Raw genomic sequence first — 20,513 nt, forward strand, 5'->3', positions numbered from 1 at the left:
CGTTGCTATGGAAGTCCGCGATTTTCACCCGCGTTACAATACGGTTATCATTGGTTAACTCAGCCGGTCTTTGAAGCTTTCGTAACCATACGTTCGCACGAGTTGGAATGTCTCATCCTCTTTCCATATCCCTATGGAAGGTAGATTGACGCCATTGAAGGTCGTGGTTTTGACCATCGTGTAATGAATCATATCATCGAACACGATTTTATCGCCCACCTGCAAGGGGGAATCAAACGAATAATCGCCCATAAAGTCACCCGCCAGGCATGTCATGCCACCCAGCCGATAAGTAGGCTTACCAGCCACTGGTTCATGATAGGAATGGATGATGCGAGGCTTATAGGGCATTTCGAGTGTGTCGGGCATATGAGCCGCAAACGATGTATCCAGAACGGCGACATGAATTCCCTGACTATCCAGCACATCCAGCACGGTCGATACCAGAACGCCCGTTTGCCAAGCAATGGCCGACCCCGGTTCCAGAATCACATCGACATTGTATTTCTGCCGGAAAGCGCTTAACAGACCAATGAGGTGTGCGGTATCGTACCCTTCGCGGGTCATGAGATGCCCTCCACCAAAATTGACCCATTTCACCTGATGCAGCAAATCCGCAAACCGCGCTTCAAAGGCCTGAAGTGTCCGTTCAAGGGTAAAGGAGTCGTTTTCGCAAAGGGTATGAAAATGAATCCCTTCCAGTCCGTCGGGCAGCTGATCGGGCAACTGATCACGAGTAGCACCCAGCCGCGAACCGGGCACACAGGGGTTATACATTTCCGTAGCCACTTCGGAATACTGCGGATTGACACGGATACCGCACGATACCCGCCCAACGGCCCGATCGTTAAATCGCTCCCACTGGCCCCATGAATTAAACGTGAGGTGGCTGCTACGGTCTACCACTTCGTCGAATTCATCATCCCGGTAAGCCGGTATGTAGGTATGCGCTTTCACGCCCATGTAGTCGTTGACGAGTTTAATCTCGTTGAGCGAACTAGCCGTAGCCCCACTCAGGTATTCGCGTACTAATGGGAAGGCACTGTACATCGAAAATCCTTTCAGGGCCAGAATAATGGTTACTCCAGCCGCCTTCTGAACAGAGTCGATGAGTTCAAGATTTCGGCGGAGTTTAGCTTCTTCAAGAATAAAACAGGGCGACGGAATCGCCGGATCGGACAGGTGTTGCAGCAGATTGGTATTCATACCGCAAAGGTAGGCAAAGGCAAATGAATGTCATTTACGTTTGTCTGAATCCATCCCAAAAGCGATCGGCAAATAATACTTCACCCGGATTGGTTCTCCTGATTGCTTTCCGGGTTCCCAGCAGGGCATGGCCTGAACCGCCCGAATGGATTCTTCATCGCATCCATAGCCAAGTTCTTTCAGTAGCCGAATATCGGTCAGGCTACCATCTTTTTCAACAATGAACGACACAAAAACCCGACCTTTTATCTTCTCTTTTTGAGCCGTTGACGGGTAACGTACCATCGCCTGTAGGTAGCCGGTCAACGATTTAGACCCACCCGGAAACGCTGGTGCGCTTTCAACAATTGTATACACTGTTGTATCGGTTTTATGTATCGTTTGTCCATGGGCATTTGGCACAGACAGAATAAACAAACTAATGATCAGCAAGGCAGTAGTGATAGAGTGCATGGCCCAGAGTGAACGATTTATTCCAGCGTAAACGAAATGGGCAAATTGAATCTGACCCGCACCGCCCGGCCCGACTGTTTACCGGGTTTCCAAGGGGGCATTTTCTGCATAACCCGAATGGCTTCTTCATCGCAACCGAAGCCGATGCCTTTCAGTACCTGAAGCTCGGCCAAGCTACCATCGGTATTGACCACAAAGCTGACATATACTCTCCCCGAAACCCCTGCCGATGCGGCTGCACGCGGATAATTCAGGTTTTTACTCAGAAAGCTTCTCAAAGCATCCATCCCGCCGGGATACTCGGGCTGCTGCTCAACCCTTAAAAAAGGTGCTTCGGGGGCGGCTTCCACTTCAACAGCCTTCTCCTGAATGGTGGGTGCAGACGCTTCCGGTGCCAGTATTACCTCTTCGGCACCCGTCCCTTCGGCCGTTTCTGTACCCGATGTAGCGTCTTTTAATTGGTCGGTAGTGGGCGGCAGGTTTTCGTCGATCACTTCATCCTCAGGTCTCACTTCGGGAGGTAAATTTCGAACGGTATTGACTGCCGGAGCCGGTTCCGTTTTAGGTAACGTGATAGGAGGTTCCTCTATTTTCTCAGGCAGTTTCATCATATCGGCTGAAATCATGACTTCCTGATCGGAGGCCATGGCTTTGGGCCAGAAATGATCATACAGGGCAGGCCCAGCCAATCCGGCTAAAAATAAACCGACACCCAATCCTAATGCACGGCTGAGTGTCGGTCGATACTGTTGACGCAGAACAAATGCGCCATAAGCCTGATTACGGGCCTGAAAAATAATATCGTCGTAGGTAGGTGCTACGGGCAGAAATGCATCGGAGCGAAGCATAGCGGTAATTAGTTGGTTTACCGCTTAGATGTGCGTCCGCACCGTATTCCACAATCCGGTCAGAAACTATCGTATTTCTGAACAAGTTGAATGGCGTCATTTTCGGCTTTAAAGCTCAAATCGGCCTGCTTCACGTACGCTTTCAGTTCATCTTTATGATCGCCTAATGCCTCAATCAGTGATTTATCGGAGAGTTTTACCTTCTCCAGAGTCAGGTCAGGCTTCAGGATGTAATAGGAGATCACATCCCGAAACTCGTCATAGCGAACATTGTTCGAGTAAGGATTTTTATAATCGGCCTGTTTAAACGCCTTGGCAATCCGTTTCAGCAAGGCCGATTTTCCCTGGTAGAGTACTAGAAAATAGCCTTCTTTCAGGAGTTCATCACTGGTTTTAGCGGCTGGTATATGACGGAACACATAAAACTGACCGTCGCCATTTTTCAGTTGGAACGATTTCACCTGGTCGGCATTAACGATGATTGAGTCATTTCCGGCCCAGGTCCGCAATAGAATCAGGTGCTGGCGGTAGGCATCGAATTTGATTGGCACATCTTTGTAATGTTGCCCGGCCACCATTTCGATCTGTCCTTTATTCCAATCGGGCAAAAAATACGGTGTTCCACGCAATCCCTCGTACCGATGATCAATAGTATTGACCATGGTATAGGGGCCTGCCCCCACAATCTGGCTGGTTGATTGATAGGTTTCGTACCCATTCCGCTGCGAATTGGGGTTGTACTGTGACTGATTGACGGACTTCGCTTTGGTCGAGTCAGGCTTCTGCGCATATACATTACCAAAGGAAGCCATTGCTAATACAAAAAGTACCAGACGTTTCATAGGATGCGTGGTTTAGAAATAGTTTGTCAAGTAACGAAAAATCCCGCCTTGATGTATGACGGGATTTTCCAATTTTAAGAATTTTTAATCAGGCCGGATACTCGTGCGGTAACGGAATATCGATGCGTTCGTTTACGGGTAAGCCCTGTTTGTTCATTTGTTCAATAAACGGATCGGGATCAAGCTCTTCACAATTCCAGACACCCGGCTTCATCCAGACACCCGTCAGCATGAGCATAGCGCCAATCATGGCTGGCACGCCGGTGGTATAGCTAACGGCCTGCCCCCGAACTTCTTTATACGTCTCGGCATGATCGCAGTTGTTCCAGATGAAGTAGGTACGCTCATTGCCATCCTTCACCCCCTTGATCTGGCACCCGATACTGGTTTGGCCGGTATAGTTTTCACCCAATGAGTCAGGAGCGGGTAGTACGGCTTTCAGGAACTCAAGCGGTACAATGTCCATGCCCTGAAACTTGATAGGGTCAATACGCGTCATGCCTACGTTTTGCAGTACCTCCAGGTGGGTCAGATACGCCTGTCCGAAGGTCATCCAGAAACGAGCCCGTTTCAGCGTTGGGAAGTTTTTCACCAACGATTCCAGTTCTTCGTGGTAGAGTACATACGACTCCCGTGGTCCAATGCCGGGATAGTCGATAGGCTTATGAACACTCATGGCCGGAATCTCCACCCATTCCCCATTTTCCCAGTAGCGACCGGGCTGGGTAATTTCCCGAATATTGATTTCTGGATTAAAATTAGTCGCAAATGCCTTTCCGTGGTTCCCCGCATTGCAGTCAACAATATCAAGGTAATCCATCCGGTCGAAGTAGTGTTTGGCAGCATAGGCCGTAAATACCTGCGTAGCCCCCGGATCGAAGCCACAACCCAGCAACGCCATCAGGCCAGCCTGCTCGAAACGCTCTTTATAGGCCCACTGCCAGCTATATTCAAACTTGGCAACGTCCTTGGGTTCGTAATTGGCCGTATCCATATAGTGTACACCCGCTTCCAGACAGGCATCCATAATAGGCAAATCCTGATACGGCAGTGCCACATTGATAACCAACACGGGATTGAACGACCGGATTAAGGCAACCGTTTCGGCCACCACATCGGCATCGACCTGCGCCGTTTGAATCGTTACGCCGTGCATTTCCTGAATCTCGGCTGCGATACGGTCGCATTTTGCCTTGGTACGGCTAGCCAGCATGATACTGGTAAATACGTTGCTGTTCATGGCGCACTTATGCGCTACCACGCTACCAACACCACCCGCCCCAATAATGAGCACCTTTGCCATCTATCTGAATCTAAAAGTTTGTGTGTTTCGTTTTCGGCTGCAAAGATAGGGAAAGCAGGGAAGGGTTGTTTTAAAGAGTGAAAGAATGCAAGATCGAACGAGTGAAACCTGCTGTTGTCAGCCATTTGCCTTTTGCTCATTCACTGTTTCGCTCATTTTGTCGCAATAAACTCGAATAGTCCAAAAAATCTCGAAAAATTCATGTCGCTCTAACAAATACTTAGTATATTTGTTAAGTAGACAATTAATCACTCCCTAATTACTCTCGTTATGAAATTTGTTTCTTCCACAGGTTCTCCCGATTCATTCGAAATGGCTATTGTCGGGTATGGTAAGGTCACTACAACCTGGCGGGACCGCAATCGGCTTCAGTGCCGTTTTTCGACATTCTGGCGTCAAAAAGCTGATACGCGGTCGGCTCTTCTACAAACCTGGGAAGTAAAGCGGTTATTGGTAAGTTTACGCTCGTTGTGGAATAAGGCATCCAATCACATTACGCTAAACTTTTCACAGCCCGGTTTAAGTGTAGAGGCCAAAGCCCTTTCCAACGATCAGTATCGCCTGCAAATTCAGCTTAATCATGAGCTTACCCCATCCTGGCATACGTACCCCGATTTTCCACTGGAAATGGATATTCTTCTCAACCGAAATCAGCTTCAGGAAGCTATTCAGGACTTGTCGGGCCAGGTAGATACCTATCCCGAACGGTAATTCATGCTTAATTGGGCAATGTCTCTCTGGGCCATTGGCTAATTTTTACCGTTTCCATAAGGCACAGCCGGATTTGTATAGCTGTGCACTAATAGTATAGTGCAGAGGATAGAATAACTCCGTTTGTCAATCATTTTGCGCTTTATTTTTATTTTTAGTGTAACTAGTGGTTGACAACCTCAACGGTTATATTCATATTTGTAGCTACAGTAGATTTGCTACCATTTTAGCAGACTGTTTAACTCCCAAAGCATACAAACGTATATAACTGAATCCTCTTTAAACATAAAACGACCCAATTGTATGAAAGTCGTCAAGCGAAGAAATCGCCAGATGACCATGGAACGTATCCTGCGCGCCATGGGAGAAGTAATGGCTGAACGCGGTACCGAAAAAGCAGGTATTAATGCCGTTGCTGAGCGTGCCGGAGTCAACAAAGTATTAATCTACCGTTATTTCGGTGGTTGGAATGGCTTGCTGGAAGCCTACGTACATCGCGGATTCTTCCTCTCGATGTTTAATGATAAGTTTCTGGATTCCGTACCCGATAACCTGGCTCCAGAAGCCCGCAGCAAAGCCTGGTCGGAATATACCATCCAGTTCATGCGTGAGTTCCGGAATCGGAAATCGTCTCAGGAATTAATTCGCTGGGAAATGGCAAATGGTGAAACCGAACTAGCGCGTCGCCTGGCCGACTTCCGTGACCAATCCTATAAAACGATGGTGAGCAAGCTCGCTCCGTATGCAGCTTTTGATCCTATCGCCATCACCAGTTTAATGGTTGCTGCCGTGACCCATCTGGTTCTTACCAGCAATCACCGCGATCATATCGGCGACATCGACCTGCGCTCCGATGCGGGTTGGGAACGTCTGGAGACCGCTATTCGCCGGATTTACTCCAGCCTGAATATTGCACTCGATCGCGAAAATTCGAAGAAAGAGGAAGCAAAGTAATTAATGAATAATGGATAATGAACAATGGGTTTAGTAACTCCATTGTTCATTATCCATTATTCATTAATTACTGATTGTTCATCAATTCCTCAATCTCGTCGGCTTCCAGAGGGATGTTGCCCATTAAGTCGATGTTACCCGATTCGGTCAGCAATACGTTATTTTCGAGCCGGATCCCGAGCTTCTCTTCACGTATATAGATACCCGGTTCAACGGTAAATACCATTCCGGCTTCCATGCGTCGGTACTTATTGCCCACATCATGTACATCCAGTCCAAGGAAGTGTGAGGTGCCATGCATGAAGTATTTCTTGTAGAGTGGTGCATCCGGGTCCTGTTTTTCTACGGCCGTCCGATCCAGTAAGCCCAGGCCAATCAATTCCGACTCCATAACTTTACCCACCTCCCGGTGGTAATCGTCCCAGAGGTTACCCGGCCGGAGCATTTGAGTGGCCTCCTTCATTACCCGTAATACGGCATCGTATACCGCCCGTTGCCGCTCCGTAAAACGGCCATTCACTGGGACCGAACGGGTCATATCAGCATTATAATTGGCATATTCGGCACCAATATCGAGCAAGATCATGTCGCCATCCTGGCATTGCTGGCTATTATCGATGTAATGCAGCACACAGGCATTGGCTCCCGATGCAATAATCGGGCTATAAGCCGAACCCCGTGAGCGATTTTTGAGGTATTCGTGCATCATTTCGGCCTCAATTTCATACTCCCAAACGCCAGGTTTAATAAACTTGAGTAACCGCCGAAACATCGTATCGGTTATGTCGATAGCTTTTTGGATAAGAGGCACCTCCAGCGGCTGCTTGATGGCCCGAAGGGAATGCATCAATGGAGCAAGCCGTTCCAGATGATGCAATGGATACTTCCGCTTAAACTCGTCGATAAAACGGGCGTCGCGGGTTTGCACCTCGATACCAGCTCGGGTATGTTCATTCGAATTCAGATACACCCGTTCAGCCTCGAAGATCATCTGAATAAACACCTGCTCGAACTGATGCGTCCAGTAAATCTGCTTCTGTGGGATGCCCGTTGCCTGCTCAGCCTCCGCTTTGGTTAGCTTATGCCCTTCCCAGATTTCGATAAGTTCGCTGGTTTCACGCAGGAAGAGAACTTCCCGAAATTTTTCATCAGGATGGTCGGGAAACAATACCAATTGGGTTTCTTCCTGATCGACGCCCGTCAGGTAAAACAGGTCACTATTTTGCCGGAACCCCATCGTACCATCGGCATTGGTTGGCATGATGTCATTAGCGTTTAAAACGACTAATGATTTTGGCTTCAGCAGTTGGCTAAGCCGCTGACGATTCTGAATAAAAAGCTGCTTATCGATTGGTAAATAACGCATACGGTATACCGTGTAGGCTTAGTTATTTTTGATTATATTGCAAAGAAACTCAAAACCCAGAACAGTTTTAGCGTGTTTCTGAGTTAAGAACTTATTGGCCTTGCTTCAGTGAGGCCACGCGTTTTCTGACCTAAACGAATCATGATTGTACGCCTAACCGCGTTTTTCTGCCTGTTCATCCAGCTGGTGCAGGCACAACCTAATGAGGCCCGTTCCGAAGCCCCTAAATATTGGGTTTTGCTTCGCGACAAAGACCTTTCCTCTTCGCCCGCTTTGTCGCCACAGTCCATCGCTCAACGTCAACAGCAACATTTACCCCTCGATGAAACAGATCTTGCCGTATCGGGAACTTATCTGTCTGCCTTAAAGCAGGCCGGTATTCAGCCAGTTTGTCAATCACGGTGGTTGAATGCCGTATCGGCCAGGCTAACCAACGCGCAATATGCTCAGGTTATGGCGATGCCGTTTGTGAAAGGCATTCAGGCAATTGATCAAGCCATTGTAATTACCAGCATCGAGGTTCCTTCGAAACTACAAATGGCCCCGGTCATGACCCAGATTCAGGCCCCTAATTTTGCTCAGGCCGGACTAACGGGCCGTTTTGTTAACATTGGGGTGATCGATGCGGGCTTCTTCGGTGCAGACTCTGCCAGTTCGTTAAAGCACGTATTCGAGCGACAGGGCGTTAAGCAGGTTCGCGATTACGTCAATGAAAAGAAAACGCAGAACAACCTGTTGCGCACACTCGAAACCATGTCTGATTTTCATGGCACCGAGGTAATGGCCGCCATTGCCGGTAGCGATCCGACCGAAAACATTCAGTTTGGTTTAGCTACCGATGCCACATTCTACCTGGCCCGTACTGATCAGGGCAATCGTGAATACAGGGGCGAAGAAGACAACTGGGTGGCCGCTATGGAATGGATGGATAGCTTAGGTGTACGGTTGATTAACACCTCGCTGGGCTATGCCAAAGGCATGAGCAATCCGAAAGAGAACTACGAACCCAGCCAGATGGATGGCCACACGAGCCTGATTAGCCGGGCGGCTCAGATTGCAGCCGATAAAAAGGGGATTCTAATTGTTGTTTCAGCCGGAAATGAAGGCGACGACCGTTCATGGCGGATTATCAGTACACCTGCCGATGCGCAGGGGGTACTCGCCATTGGTGCCACCAACAGCCGGCTCTGGAATCGGATTGGCTACAGCAGCATTGGCCCCGAAAACCTTCCTTATCTAAAACCCAATGTTTCCTGTTTCTCACTCTATGGCACTTCGCTGTCGGCTCCCGTTATTACAGGTTTTGCGGCCTGTATTATGCAGGCGAATCCGAAGCTGACCAATAAGCAGGTCATGGAAATCATTGAGAAATCGTCGCACCTATATCCATACGGCAACAATTATGTAGGCTATGGTGTACCACAGGCATCGCGGGCACTGGCTTTACTTCATAATCAAGAACTACCGGTAACAACCCGATCGGTTAAGGCCAGTGGAAAAACATTCCATTGGCCCGTTGATGGAAACGAGGCTACCGTATCGGTGTTTCATAAGAAAGATGCTACACACGTGCTGCAACAGGAAGCCGTAAAAGTCAATAATGGCCAACTGACGCTGCGTCGTTCATCGAACGAAAAACAAACCACCATCGATCTCAAAAAAGAGGTGGTAGAGGTAATCTGGGAATGATTGATTTACGGTATGAAGAAAATTTAATTTCCGTTTCAGATAGAGCTTATATGGAGGGTGTAGGTTTGCTTCCGTAATCACACAGTGACAAATAACTGAACATGGAAACGAACACAAAACTAATGGCTCTGGCTATCCTGGCAGCCTCCTTAACCGCTCCGCTTACCTACGCCCAACAAGCAGCTCCTACCCCGCCTGAACCACCGGCTCCGGGGATCGCTCTCAACCATCCTCTAGCTGGACCACATCAGCCTGGTCGGCCCGGCCCAGGTAAGCATGGTCGGCATTCCGGCGACTTCCGCAATCAACGTGGGCCGGGGCGTGAACCACAGGCGCATGGACTTACCTCGCTCACAACCGTTACAGGAACGGTAGGGCAATGGATTACCAACGACGAATCGGTATTGGATGGATTCACCATCGGAACAGGGACAACAGCGACAACGGTTAAATTTCCCTCTCACCTCGGGAAACAGATTCAGCAGGCCGTTAAACCCGGTAGCTCTGTTAGTGTAACAGGTTATTCGGACACAACACCTAAAGGAGAAACCGTTTTCCTGCTAAATAGCCTGACATCTGGAAAATCGACTGTTATGCATACCCCACCAGCCCGGCCAGCTACCTTGGCCGAACCACCGGCTCTGGCCAGCGCTACCGGCAAAATCGCCGATTACCGAATGGACCGTGAAGGCCGTGTGAATGGGTTTGTGCTGGATGACAAAACAATTGTGACGATCCCCCCCCATGTAGCGTATCAGCTCACGAATCTGGCGAAGAAAGGGAATACCATAACCGTTCAGGGTTACCCAAAATCGCTGCATGAAGGGCAGGTGCAACTGGAAAAACTCAACATCCTACGAGCGTCAGTTCTGACCATCAACGGGCAACAATATCTGGTTAGATAATGATTGAATGACTGAATGATTGAATGACTAAAGTGATTCAATTATTCAGTCATTCAATCATTCAATCATTACACGTGTGAAAATTCTAGTGATCGAAGACGAGCGTAAGCTGGCCCGGTTTATTAAACAGGGACTGGAGCAGCATGGCCATGTTGCCGATCTGACACACTCCGGGTCTGAAGGACTCGATTATGTAGCGAGTGGCTTATACGACCTGGTGCTACTTGATCTTATGCTGCCCGGCCAAACAGGCTTCGAAGTACTTCAAAATCTGCGGACATTCGGGCTGACCGTCCCCGTTATGATTTTATCGGCCCTGAGCGACCCCGAAAAAGTAGTGCAGGGGCTCGACCTGGGCGCGGTCGATTACCTGCGTAAACCCTTCGATTTCAATGAACTGCTGGCCCGAATTCGGGTGCTTCAACGCCGGACAGCTACCAGCGACAATGTCGTTTTGCGCGTGGCAGATCTGGAAATGCGCCTGGTAACCCATGAGGTCTTCAAGCACGGTGAACGACTTGAGTTAACCAATCGCGAATTTGCCCTACTCGAACTACTCATTCGCCGGCCGGGGCAATTGGTCACCAAAACGGAAATCGCGGAGAAAGTATGGTCCATGGATTTCGATATGGGTAGTAATGTGATCGAGGTTCACATCTATCAGCTTCGGAAAAAGCTGGATGCTGCTGGCAAAGCGGGTTTAATTGAAACGATTATCGGCCGGGGGTATCGGCTCAAAACGGCATGAGTCTGCGCAGTCGGATTGTGCTGGCCGTTACAGCCGTGTTTGCGGTAGTAAGTTTGTCGGCAGGTTGGCTCATGCTCAATCGAGCCGAAAAAAGCCTGCGAACCGCCTTTGACCGGACTCTCCAAACCCGAGCCGATTGGTTACTCTCGCTGGTCAGTGTCGACCCGGTTGTGCTGCCCCTCCCAACCGACCGGGAACGAATGCTCATCCGCTATCAAACCTACGGCCACTTGCGCGAGTTATTCCGCAGTCCGGGTTTTCCCAATACATTCCGACGCGGTCGCCATCAGCCGTCCATTTCGTACTCGTATCGGTCGGTAATGACCCAAACGACCAGTAACCAGTTGCCCGACGGTCAGATTTTACTAACGCTGGCTGTACCCGATGCGACTTTGCAGCAGGATATACGCCAACTTCGCTGGCTCTTCGGCCTTGGCTGGCTTATGAGCTTATTACTAGCCTTCGGGGCAGGCTATGGCGTAGCTGGCTGGCTCCTTCGGCCAATTCAGAGCATTGTTGAGCAGGCCAACGCCATAAGTTCTACCAGCAACAGTAGTCGTATTCAACTCCCCAGCAGCCGCGATGAACTCTATCAATTGACGGACACCCTCAATCAAATGCTGGCCCGTATTCAGGAAAATGTGGAGTTACAACGCAATTTCTTTGGCGCGGCTGCCCACGAATTACGTACCCCATTGACCATCATGAAAACCGGCCTGGAAGTAACGCTGGGGAACGGCCAGGTCGATGCGGCAACAAGAGGGTTCCTGAGCGGACAATTGGACGAAGTAAGTAGACTAGCGCGGCTTATTGATGAGTTTTTAGTGCTCAGCCGACCAGATGCACTTACGCAACCAATCAATATGGCTGAGATCAATCTATCAACTTTATTGACCAATTGCCTGACGCAACTGAGCGTCATTGCGACCGACTATGACGTAATCACTCACCTCGACTGGCCAGCCGCGACCGAGGCCACTATACAGACCGATGCTGTCAAACTGGAACATATTCTGCTTAATCTGATCGAAAATGCGATTAAATACGCCGTGGCAGCTAGTATCGTAACAGTTCGTTTACAGCGTGCAGCAGCCAACTGGCAAGTTGATATAGAGAATCGTACCGTTCGAGAAAATGGCCCTACTCTCGACCTGACACAAGCTTATTTTCAGGCTGATCCACTCAAAGAAGGGCATGGTCTGGGACTTTGGATCGGTTTTCGGCTAACAACCTTACTCGATGGTGAGTTACATCTAAACTGGCAGAATTTCACATTCAAAAGCACCTTAATTTTGCCGGTTGAGCCAAATAAGTAAGTTATTTATCACTCCATGAAAGGACTTTATTGCATTCTGTTACTAACGTTATCGAACGTATTTATGACACTGGCCTGGTATGGTCACCTTCAAATTAAACAATATCCTATGTTGGCTAAACTATCGCTTTTTGGGGTGATTATGCTTAGCTGGGGGCTGGCTTTTTTCGAATACATCTTTCAAGTTCCTGCCAATCGCATTGGCTCAAATGAAACGGGCGGTCCCTTTTCGCTGTTCGAATTAAAAACCATTCAGGAAGCCGTATCGCTGACCGTTTTTACCCTCATCACGGTTTTTCTCTTTAAAACCGATAAACTGGCCTGGAATCACCTGGTTGGGTTTGCCTTCATCGTCATCGCGGTATTCTTCATCTTCAAAAAATGGTAATCCGCCTTATAAATAGTCTTCTTTACCCAGGTAATTTCTGACGTAATCGGCAATGCCTTCCTCGAGGGAGCAGAACGGCCGGTCGTAGCCGATAGACCGGAGTTTTGCCATGTTGGCCTGGGTAAAATACTGGTATTTATCGCGAATGTCGGCGGGGGTATCGATGAAGTCGATCTGGGGCTCAAGTCCCAGGGCGTAGAACGTATTTTTGGCCAGATCGAGGAAGGTACGGGCTTTCCCACTACCCAGGTTGTAAATGCCCGAATTGCGACGATGATGCATCAGAAACGAACAAACCTCAACCAGATCCTTCACATATACAAAATCGCGCATCTGTTCGCCATCCGCAAAGTCGGGGTTGTGCGATCGGAATAATTTCATCCGACCCGACTGTTTTATCTGATTGAATGCGTGAAAGATAACCGATGCCATACGGCCTTTGTGGTATTCATTTGGGCCATATACATTGAAGAATTTCAGGCCAGCCCAAAAGAAAGGTTTGCGTTCCTGCTCCAGCGCCCAAATATCAAATTCATTCTTCGAGTCGCCGTAGGGGTTCAGCGGTTTTAATTGCGGAATCAACGATTCATTATCATCGTATCCCAATTCACCCATTCCATACGTAGCGGCCGATGACGCATAGACCAGCGGGATTTGATACTCAATGCACCGATTCCAGATTTGCTTAGAGTATTCAACATTCAGATGCTCGAAAATATGCCGGTCAAATTCCGTTGTATCCGTACGGGCTCCGATGTGAAAAATAAATTCTACTTCCTGATAATTTTGATCAAGCCAATCAAAAAAAGCTTCCCGATCTACACGTTCCTGAATCCGTTTTCCGGCCAGATTTGCTTCTTTTTCCGGGTATGAAAAATCATCGACTGCAATGATAAAATTGAAGTTTTCCTGATTTAACTTGCTGATTAAGCAACTTCCGATAAAACCGGCGGCTCCCGTAACTATAATCATAAAGTGGTAGTCGTAAACGTGTTTATATTGGCAATTCGATGGGTATCAGCCTTGATGAAGTGAAATTGGCTGTAAAGATACATCTTTTCTATTGGACAATCGACTATCAGATTCGTTGATTAAATTGTATTTTTCTAATAATAAGTATTTTTAGATGTCAAATTGACACTTATAGAAAATCGACGACGTTTTTATAAGGCAGGTTCGCTTCGTACTTTTGTCATTTCATTTTAACATGGGCGTTTCTGGCAACCGCCCCATATAAACCAGAGCTATGGTATATATCAATCGAATTGAACATTTCAATGCCGCTCACCGGCTTCATAATCCGGCCTGGTCGGAAGAAAAAAATCAGGAAGTTTTTGGCCCTTGCGCAAATGCGAACTGGCATGGACACAACTTCGAATTAATTGTAACCGTGAAAGGTGAACCCGATCCCGATACGGGTTTTGTGATCGATCTGAAAGTGTTGGGGGATATTATTCGTCGGGAAGTTATTGATAAAGTTGATCACAAAAATCTGAACCTCGACGTCGATTTTATGCAGGGGAAAATGGCGAGTTGTGAAATTCTGGTGATGGAAATCTGGAAAATTCTTGAACGCGCCCTTGCCCCCGTTACCGAAGCCCATCTGCATCAAATTCGGCTAGTCGAAACCCCAAAAAACTCAGTCGATTATTTTGGCGAATAATGTTTCTATGTAGGATATATGATGTAGGATATATAACGACAACTACTCTATATATCCTACATCATATATCCTACATCTTTTCATGACCTATTATTTGATTGCGGGCGAACGATCGGGCGATTTACACGGTGCGAACCTGATTCGGGCTATCTGTCGTCATGATTCAGAGGCCACCTTCCGGGCTTACGGTGGTGAGCAAATGGAAGAGGCTGGTGCTGTGCTGGTACGACATTACCGTGACATGGCCTTTATGGGGTTTCTGGAAGTGGTCAAAAATCTGGGAACTATCCGCCGGATTATGCGGGAATGCCAGGCTGACCTGTTGGCGCACCAACCCGATGTGCTGATTCTGATCGATTATGCCGGTTTCAACCTTCGCATGGCTCGTTTTGCTAAACAGCACGGCATTCGGGTCTTCTACTACATTTCGCCTAAGGTTTGGGCCTGGAATCAGCGCCGGGCCCTAAAAATCAAAGCCAGTGTAGATCGGTTATTTACGATTTTGCCGTTCGAAACTGAGTTTTTTGCCAAATACGACTACAAAGTTGATTATGTAGGTAACCCGCTTCTAGATGCCCTGGCTGATTTTCACCCCGACCCACTATTTCGACAAAAATCTGGCCTGGATGATCGGTCAATCATTGCGTTGTTGCCTGGCAGCCGTCGGCAGGAGATTACGTCTATCCTGCCCACTATGCTTCAGGTAACCCGACAATTCCCTGACTACCAGTTTGTGGTTGGTACAGTCAGCAACTTACCCACTTCGCTGTATGACAGCCTGTTAGCTAACTATCCGAACATTAAGCGTGTAAATGATGCCGCTTATGATCTGCTGCATGTGTCGGTAGCGGCTCTGGTCACATCGGGAACGGCTACGCTCGAAACGGCACTGCTAACCATTCCACAGGTTGTTTGCTATAGAACCACGGGCATTTCGTACGCCATTGCCAAACGACTCATTGCGGTGCCGTTTATTTCGCTTGTTAATCTGATTGCGGGATACGAAGTTGTTAACGAGTTAATTCAGAACGATCTGACTCCCGAACGGACGGTAGCCGAATTAAAGCAGATTTTGCCGGGTGGTTCTAAACGGGCTGAGCAATTGGCGGGTTATGCTACCATTCAGCAGAAAATGGGTAGCGCTGGTGCCTCCGAACGGGCAGGCCAGTTGATGGTGGAGGCTTTAACATAGTTTCACCTCACCGACTGTCGGATTATCTCCCTCCTGAAAATTCTTTGAGTTCGTGAGGTCAGGTTGTACGAACCTGACCTCACCCTAAAAACTTACTTCCCCATCCAGTACTTAAAATCGCTGACTTTTTCGCGACTGACGAGGGCTTCTTTATCAAAAACTGGCCGAAGTGTGAGCGCTAGTCGGTTTCCGAAATAGGGCTGAATCTGATCGACGGCCTGATGGGTTACAATAACCCCCCGGTTGATACGGAAGAAACGGGTGGGATCAAGCGCATCGGCAATTTCGTCCAGCGTATAGTCGACCAGAAACTTCTGCCCCGTGTACATGGTAAAGAAACTGTATCGGTCTTCGGTGAAAAAATAAGCAATGTCGGTCACCTCGACAGAGAGCATCCGTTGCCCCTGCCGCACCAGAAACCGCTGCCGATAGTCGCGGGTGGATTGGTTCTGAAGCTGTTGCAGCAGTTTCTCAATGTTCAGCCCAGGAGAGACCGCCGACCGGCTGCGCAGATCCTCATACTTTTGAAGGCTACGCTGTAAATCATCACGCTGGATGGGCTTCAACAAATAATCGATACTGTTGACTTTAAACGCCTGAAGCGCGTACTCGTCGTAAGACGTTGTAAATATGACAGTACTTTTTACGGTCGTTCGCTCAAAAATTTCGAAGCTTTGCCCATCGGCCAGCTCAATATCCAGAAAAATTAAATCCGGGTCAGGCTGTCCGTTAGCCCGCAGGTTTTCGAGCCAGGCTACTGTATCGTCGATACTAGCTGTTACACCCGATACGGTTAGTGTCGGGGCTACTTCCTGCAATAATTTCTGAAGCTTGCGAACCGCTAATTCTTCATCTTCAACTATCAGAGCATTCATGCGTTTGTTTGTTTTTTCGTCAGCAGCGGTAATGTTATCGTAAAATATTCTGGTCCCGTTTCAATCGTAGGCACCGGACAGGCCAGAAGTTCGTATTTAGCCTGAATATTGTTCAAACCGACTTGAGTGGAATCCATCTTCACCGATTCTGAGCGGCTGGTTTTCTTTTGAAGATTGTTTCGAACCACTAGGTTGCCCTGATCGGTTGTCAGAATGTCGATGCATAAAGGTCGGCTCGCCAGAATAACATTATGCTTTACGGCATTTTCGACCAGCAGTTGCAGTGTCAGTGGGGGAAGCTGGTGTTGTCGATACTGATCAGCCACCTGTACATTCAGTTGCAGCCCATCACCATGCCGGGTTTTGAGCAAGTGGAAGTAGGAATCAATAAAGGCCAGTTCTTCATCGAGGGATGCCAATTCATCGCTTTCGTCACCAATTGGCGTTTGAAGGCTGAACAGAGCCGTTGGCCCGACCAGTTTATTTGGGTGTCGGCCGGAACTAGCCGCCGAACCAGACCGCTGGTTGGTTTGAAGCATATAGCGATACACCCGGGCCATCTGATCGACAAAAAGCTCGGCCCGTTTGGGCTCCTCGGCAATGAGCGACGACAGGGAGTTCAGGCTATTAAACAGAAAATGCGGATTGACCTGGCTTCGCAAACCCTGTAACTGCCCCCTCAGATTTTCCTTCTTCAATTTTTCCTTATTCATCTGATACTGCTGCCAGCGGTACATGGAATAAGAGGTTTCATAAATACCTACCAGCAGAAAAATAGCCACCAGATCGAAGCCAAACACGGCAGGCACGGTTTCGTAAGTCAACTGCGAACTGAACGGTCGGAATCGAATAAACAGCCACGTGTATATGGTCAGAAAAGTAGTCGAAAGACCGATAAAAGCCAGGCAGAGCAGCCCAGCCCTTACGAGTGTCTGGCTTAGTTCGGGATAACGACGAGCAATGGCATCGGCAACCCAATCGTGACCGATGAACGCTATCGTCGACAGAAGCCAAACAAATACGGTAGCGCCCAGAAACGTTGACAGGCTTTGCAGGTACGCTTCGCCCACCAGGAAGTAGGTGATCAATGGAACGAACCACGGCATCAGCAGCACATACGACCACCCTCCGCGCGTCGTTAGGCGTAGCCAACGGCGTGCACGATCAAAAGGGGTTATGCTGCGTGTGGACATTGATAGGTTGTTAAACGTGATGACGTGTTAATGAAGGTAAAGATATTGGTCTACATAGCGCCAATAACAGCCAAATTTGTGTCAATTGACTATTAAATGTTGTGAATTGTAGAAAAGAGTTTAAGATGTGAGCAGGGTAGTACGATCGAAACTAAGGTTTCGGGCTACTTTTCGTTTGTTTTCATACCAGATTAGGGGTTAACAAGGGTAATTCGACTCGAAACTGTGCCTCATCCGCGTCAACCCTAATGGCTTTCTCCGTTAATAAGCGATATTTGGCCGCCAGGCTACCTAAACCTGCCCCACCCGTTTCCAATCGGACTGACCGGGCCTGTCGATTGTTGGAGACCTGCACCCAACCTGTATCCGTAATCGTAATGACAATCCATAACGGATGTGTAGCCGACATGGCATTGAATTTAATGGCGTTATCGACCAGCGTCTGTACACTAAGTGTGGGTAATGTATAAGCGGTGTAGTTGCTATTTACCAGAGAAGGTAGTTGAATCTGAAGACTCTGGCCATAACGAACGGCCAGCAGGTCGGTATAAGCCTGAATAAAATTCAATTCAGCCTGTAGCGTGGCCAACTCTCCAAGGGTTCGGGTCACAGGCTGTCCATTACGCCGGTCGGCCTGTAGCATATATCGGTACACAACGGCCAGTTTATCAACAAATCGCTCAGCCTGTTGGGGGTCTTCACTGATCAGCACCGATAACGAGTTGAGCGCATTGAACAAAAAGTGCGGATTCAACTGCCCTTTGAGGGTGTCATACTGGTGCTGCAAGGAAACCCGCTGCAACTGCTCACTTTCGGTCATATCCTGTTTCCAGCGAGCATAGGTGTAAAATAACCCGAGTGCTACACACAGAAATACATCGAAAATAGCGCCTAATAGCCAGATGGGCCGCACAGAAGCCCAACTAAATTGCACCCCCGTTACCGGAACCAGGCTATATACCCACACATCAAGAATAGCCAATCCGATCGTTAACCCTAACACACTCACCAGCATCACTAATGAGCGACGAATGGTTTGGTGGGCTGCCGGATAGCGTCGTATGGCCCACCATACAGTAGAGGTCAACGTAACAATGGAGAGCCAGTATAAGCCAAATACAAGGACTGTTCCGACAAGGAATCTTGTCGGGTTGCTGAAATACGAAGGCCCAATGAAGTAGTAATTACCAATTGGAAATAGAACAGGCATCATCAGCAGATGATACCACCATTCGTATTTTGAAAAAAATTTCGGTCGACAGATAGGCACTAGTTTCAGGCCATCAGCTCGTAAAGTAAGCCAAAGCACCTAGTCGAAGTTGGTCAATACCAGGCTAACCTTTGGGCCATTGCTGCACGAATTGTTAAAAAGGATGAATGAATTGAGAAAAAACGCGTATGAACTGTACGGAGGCCCACGGTAAATAATTCCCTGCCGATCAATTGTAGAAAATTTTCCACAGCTACCACTTACCGATGCCTAAATGGTCGTCACTAGCGATGAACATTCCGTGTATATTCGTCCAAAATCTATTAATTTAGTAGTCTGTCTAGTCATATCCTAGGCACTACCCTTCCTGTCCATGCTCCAAACTGGTTATCAACGGCTGACTACCTTCTTTTCGAAATGGGAGCTTTGGTATCATGCGTTAGTGATGCCCATCATATTCCCCATTGGGCTTTATTATTTAATCGGTCCGGTATTTTTGTCTGATTGGCGTGTCTTTGTCGCTGGCCTTCTGATTGGCATCATCAATTATGCCTGGGCCGTAGTTGTGTTGACCTTACTGGTACGCCAGATCATTGCCCGCTTTCCCGACGTAAAGCAAACCGTTGCCCGAACCCTGGTCATGCTGGGTCTGATACTGATCCTGACCGTGCTCATTACCACAGCCGTCCTGTTTCAGTTTAGCCTGATTCCCTGGTTTGGTACGCAGTTCAACTGGCCCACGATCCATGCGTTATTCTTGCTGGATGTTATTTTCGATGTTTTCCTCTGCATTACGCTCAATGCGTTTTACGCGTACCGGCAGTGGTCAAACGACCAGACCGAAAATGAGCAGCTTCGGCAGGCCACCTATCAGAACCAGCTTGATGCCTTGAAAATGCAGATCAATCCGCACTTTCTGTTTAATAGCCTGACGTCGCTTTCGTCGCTTATTGGCGAAAACCGCCAGCAAGCCAGCCAATTTGTTGACGAGCTTTCGAAAGTATATCGATACCTGTTGCAGGCCAATCATCATGAGTTGGTACCCCTCCAGCAGGAACTGGATTTTATTACGAGCTATGGGCATTTGCTTCAGACTCGTTACGGTGCCAGTTTACAGATTTCCTATCAGATTGATGGCAACTATCTCGACGCCAGCCTGCCTGCGTTAACGCTACAGGCCCTGATCGACAATGCTATGAAACACAATAGCATGGCGATCAATCATCCCCTGATTATTCGGATACAAACGATGCCTGAAGGGAAATTACTGGTTCAGAATAGTTTACATCGTAAAACCAATAAGGTCGAACAAATTCAGGCCAGACTGACAAACCTGGTAAACCGATACCGTTCACTGGGCAACGGCGACCTGGAAATTGAAGAAACAAGTACGCATTTTGGGGTCCGTATCCCTTTGTTAGCTCATTCTGTACAAGCGACCTATTAGCCCTATAAAACTTATTGGGTTCATCAAACAGCAAGCCATATACGTCTGTCCAATGAACCCAGTAAGAAAGTGTATCTCTATAACACGCCAGTTAAATAGCTGGCCGGGTAACGATAATATAATCCTGGTAAAAAGAAGTACCCGACTTACCCTGAATCCGAATTCGGTTGCTGCCTGCGTTCAATGAAATTGTCAGACTATACAT

Annotated in this window: 20 protein-coding genes; 10 read left to right on the forward strand and 10 right to left on the reverse strand. The window is 48.1% G+C overall.

What is annotated here, in order from left to right:
* Positions 1-54: 54 nt before the first annotated feature.
* The 5 genes from nspC to B5M13_RS23630 form a co-directional block, all read right to left on the reverse strand.
* On the reverse strand, positions 55-1,206 hold the full coding sequence (gene nspC, locus B5M13_RS23610) for a carboxynorspermidine decarboxylase (protein WP_080058007.1): 1,152 nt from the start codon (positions 1,204-1,206) through the stop codon (positions 55-57).
* Positions 1,207-1,236: 30 nt separating this feature from the next.
* Positions 1,237-1,659: an energy transducer TonB gene (locus B5M13_RS23615; protein WP_080058008.1), complete on the reverse strand. Its 423-nt coding sequence runs from the start codon at positions 1,657-1,659 to the stop codon at positions 1,237-1,239.
* Between the two features lie 17 nt (positions 1,660-1,676).
* Positions 1,677-2,507 (reverse strand): energy transducer TonB, encoded by an 831-nt coding sequence (locus tag B5M13_RS23620; protein WP_080058009.1) that lies wholly within the window; start codon positions 2,505-2,507, stop codon positions 1,677-1,679.
* Between the two features lie 59 nt (positions 2,508-2,566).
* Positions 2,567-3,349: a hypothetical protein gene (locus B5M13_RS23625; RefSeq protein WP_080058010.1), complete on the reverse strand. Its 783-nt coding sequence runs from the start codon at positions 3,347-3,349 to the stop codon at positions 2,567-2,569.
* Between the two features lie 88 nt (positions 3,350-3,437).
* Positions 3,438-4,652: a saccharopine dehydrogenase family protein gene (locus tag B5M13_RS23630; RefSeq protein WP_080058011.1), complete on the reverse strand. Its 1,215-nt coding sequence runs from the start codon at positions 4,650-4,652 to the stop codon at positions 3,438-3,440.
* Between the two features lie 270 nt (positions 4,653-4,922).
* Here B5M13_RS23630 and B5M13_RS23635 point away from each other — a divergent pair, with 270 nt between their 5' ends.
* The gene (locus B5M13_RS23635; RefSeq protein WP_080058012.1) at positions 4,923-5,363 is read left to right on the forward strand and encodes a WapI family immunity protein; all 441 of its coding nucleotides are present in this window, start codon (positions 4,923-4,925) and stop codon (positions 5,361-5,363) included.
* Positions 5,364-5,666: 303 nt separating this feature from the next.
* Positions 5,667-6,317, forward strand: a complete 651-nt coding sequence (locus B5M13_RS23640) for a TetR/AcrR family transcriptional regulator (RefSeq protein ID WP_245859456.1) — start codon at positions 5,667-5,669, stop codon at positions 6,315-6,317.
* A 67-nt stretch (positions 6,318-6,384) separates the two neighbouring features.
* On the opposite strand, the gene B5M13_RS23645 is transcribed toward B5M13_RS23640, so the two are convergent.
* Entirely contained in the window at positions 6,385-7,683 is a 1,299-nt protein-coding gene (locus B5M13_RS23645; RefSeq protein WP_080058013.1) for an aminopeptidase P family protein, read from the reverse strand.
* A 141-nt stretch (positions 7,684-7,824) separates the two neighbouring features.
* Between B5M13_RS23645 and B5M13_RS23650 the strand changes: the two genes are divergently transcribed.
* From B5M13_RS23650 to B5M13_RS23670, 5 genes are all read left to right on the forward strand, one after another.
* Positions 7,825-9,372 carry a S8 family serine peptidase gene (locus B5M13_RS23650; protein ID WP_179950458.1) on the forward strand — a complete coding sequence of 516 codons (1,548 nt, stop codon included), beginning with the start codon at positions 7,825-7,827 and terminating at the stop codon, positions 9,370-9,372.
* A 101-nt stretch (positions 9,373-9,473) separates the two neighbouring features.
* Positions 9,474-10,277, forward strand: coding sequence for a hypothetical protein (locus B5M13_RS23655; protein ID WP_080058014.1), 804 nt, complete (start codon positions 9,474-9,476; stop codon positions 10,275-10,277).
* Positions 10,278-10,353: 76 nt separating this feature from the next.
* The gene (locus B5M13_RS23660) at positions 10,354-11,025 is read left to right on the forward strand and encodes a response regulator transcription factor (RefSeq protein WP_080058015.1); all 672 of its coding nucleotides are present in this window, start codon (positions 10,354-10,356) and stop codon (positions 11,023-11,025) included.
* Positions 11,022-12,341 (forward strand): sensor histidine kinase, encoded by a 1,320-nt coding sequence (locus B5M13_RS23665; RefSeq protein ID WP_080058016.1) that lies wholly within the window; start codon positions 11,022-11,024, stop codon positions 12,339-12,341. The genes B5M13_RS23660 and B5M13_RS23665 overlap by 4 nt, the downstream gene beginning before the upstream one ends.
* 15 nt (positions 12,342-12,356) lie before the next feature.
* Positions 12,357-12,728: a DMT family protein gene (locus B5M13_RS23670; RefSeq protein ID WP_080058017.1), complete on the forward strand. Its 372-nt coding sequence runs from the start codon at positions 12,357-12,359 to the stop codon at positions 12,726-12,728.
* Between the two features lie 6 nt (positions 12,729-12,734).
* On the opposite strand, the gene rfaD is transcribed toward B5M13_RS23670, so the two are convergent.
* Positions 12,735-13,700 carry an ADP-glyceromanno-heptose 6-epimerase gene (gene rfaD, locus B5M13_RS23675; protein WP_080058018.1) on the reverse strand — a complete coding sequence of 322 codons (966 nt, stop codon included), beginning with the start codon at positions 13,698-13,700 and terminating at the stop codon, positions 12,735-12,737.
* Between the two features lie 274 nt (positions 13,701-13,974).
* On the opposite strand from rfaD, the gene B5M13_RS23680 reads away from it, so the two are divergent.
* Both B5M13_RS23680 and lpxB read left to right on the forward strand, forming a co-directional pair.
* The gene (locus B5M13_RS23680; protein WP_080058019.1) at positions 13,975-14,391 is read left to right on the forward strand and encodes a 6-pyruvoyl trahydropterin synthase family protein; all 417 of its coding nucleotides are present in this window, start codon (positions 13,975-13,977) and stop codon (positions 14,389-14,391) included.
* Positions 14,392-14,473: 82 nt separating this feature from the next.
* Positions 14,474-15,583: a lipid-A-disaccharide synthase gene (gene lpxB, locus B5M13_RS23685; RefSeq protein WP_080058020.1), complete on the forward strand. Its 1,110-nt coding sequence runs from the start codon at positions 14,474-14,476 to the stop codon at positions 15,581-15,583.
* Between the two features lie 92 nt (positions 15,584-15,675).
* Here lpxB and B5M13_RS23690 read toward each other — a convergent pair whose 3' ends face one another.
* The 3 genes from B5M13_RS23690 to B5M13_RS23700 form a co-directional block, all read right to left on the reverse strand.
* Positions 15,676-16,458: a LytR/AlgR family response regulator transcription factor gene (locus B5M13_RS23690; RefSeq protein WP_080058021.1), complete on the reverse strand. Its 783-nt coding sequence runs from the start codon at positions 16,456-16,458 to the stop codon at positions 15,676-15,678.
* On the reverse strand, positions 16,455-17,651 hold the full coding sequence (locus tag B5M13_RS23695; RefSeq protein ID WP_080058022.1) for a sensor histidine kinase: 1,197 nt from the start codon (positions 17,649-17,651) through the stop codon (positions 16,455-16,457). Before B5M13_RS23695 ends, B5M13_RS23690 begins: the two co-directional genes overlap by 4 nt.
* Before the next feature lie 181 nt (positions 17,652-17,832).
* A complete protein-coding gene (locus B5M13_RS23700) occupies positions 17,833-18,864 on the reverse strand; it encodes a sensor histidine kinase (protein ID WP_080058023.1) in 1,032 nt (343 codons plus the stop codon).
* A 370-nt stretch (positions 18,865-19,234) separates the two neighbouring features.
* On the opposite strand from B5M13_RS23700, the gene B5M13_RS23705 reads away from it, so the two are divergent.
* Positions 19,235-20,308: a sensor histidine kinase gene (locus B5M13_RS23705; RefSeq protein WP_080058024.1), complete on the forward strand. Its 1,074-nt coding sequence runs from the start codon at positions 19,235-19,237 to the stop codon at positions 20,306-20,308.
* Positions 20,309-20,513: the final 205 nt, after the last annotated feature.

This window comes from Spirosoma aerolatum (genome assembly GCF_002056795.1).
Taxonomy (GTDB): Bacteria; Bacteroidota; Bacteroidia; order Cytophagales; family Spirosomataceae; genus Spirosoma; species Spirosoma aerolatum.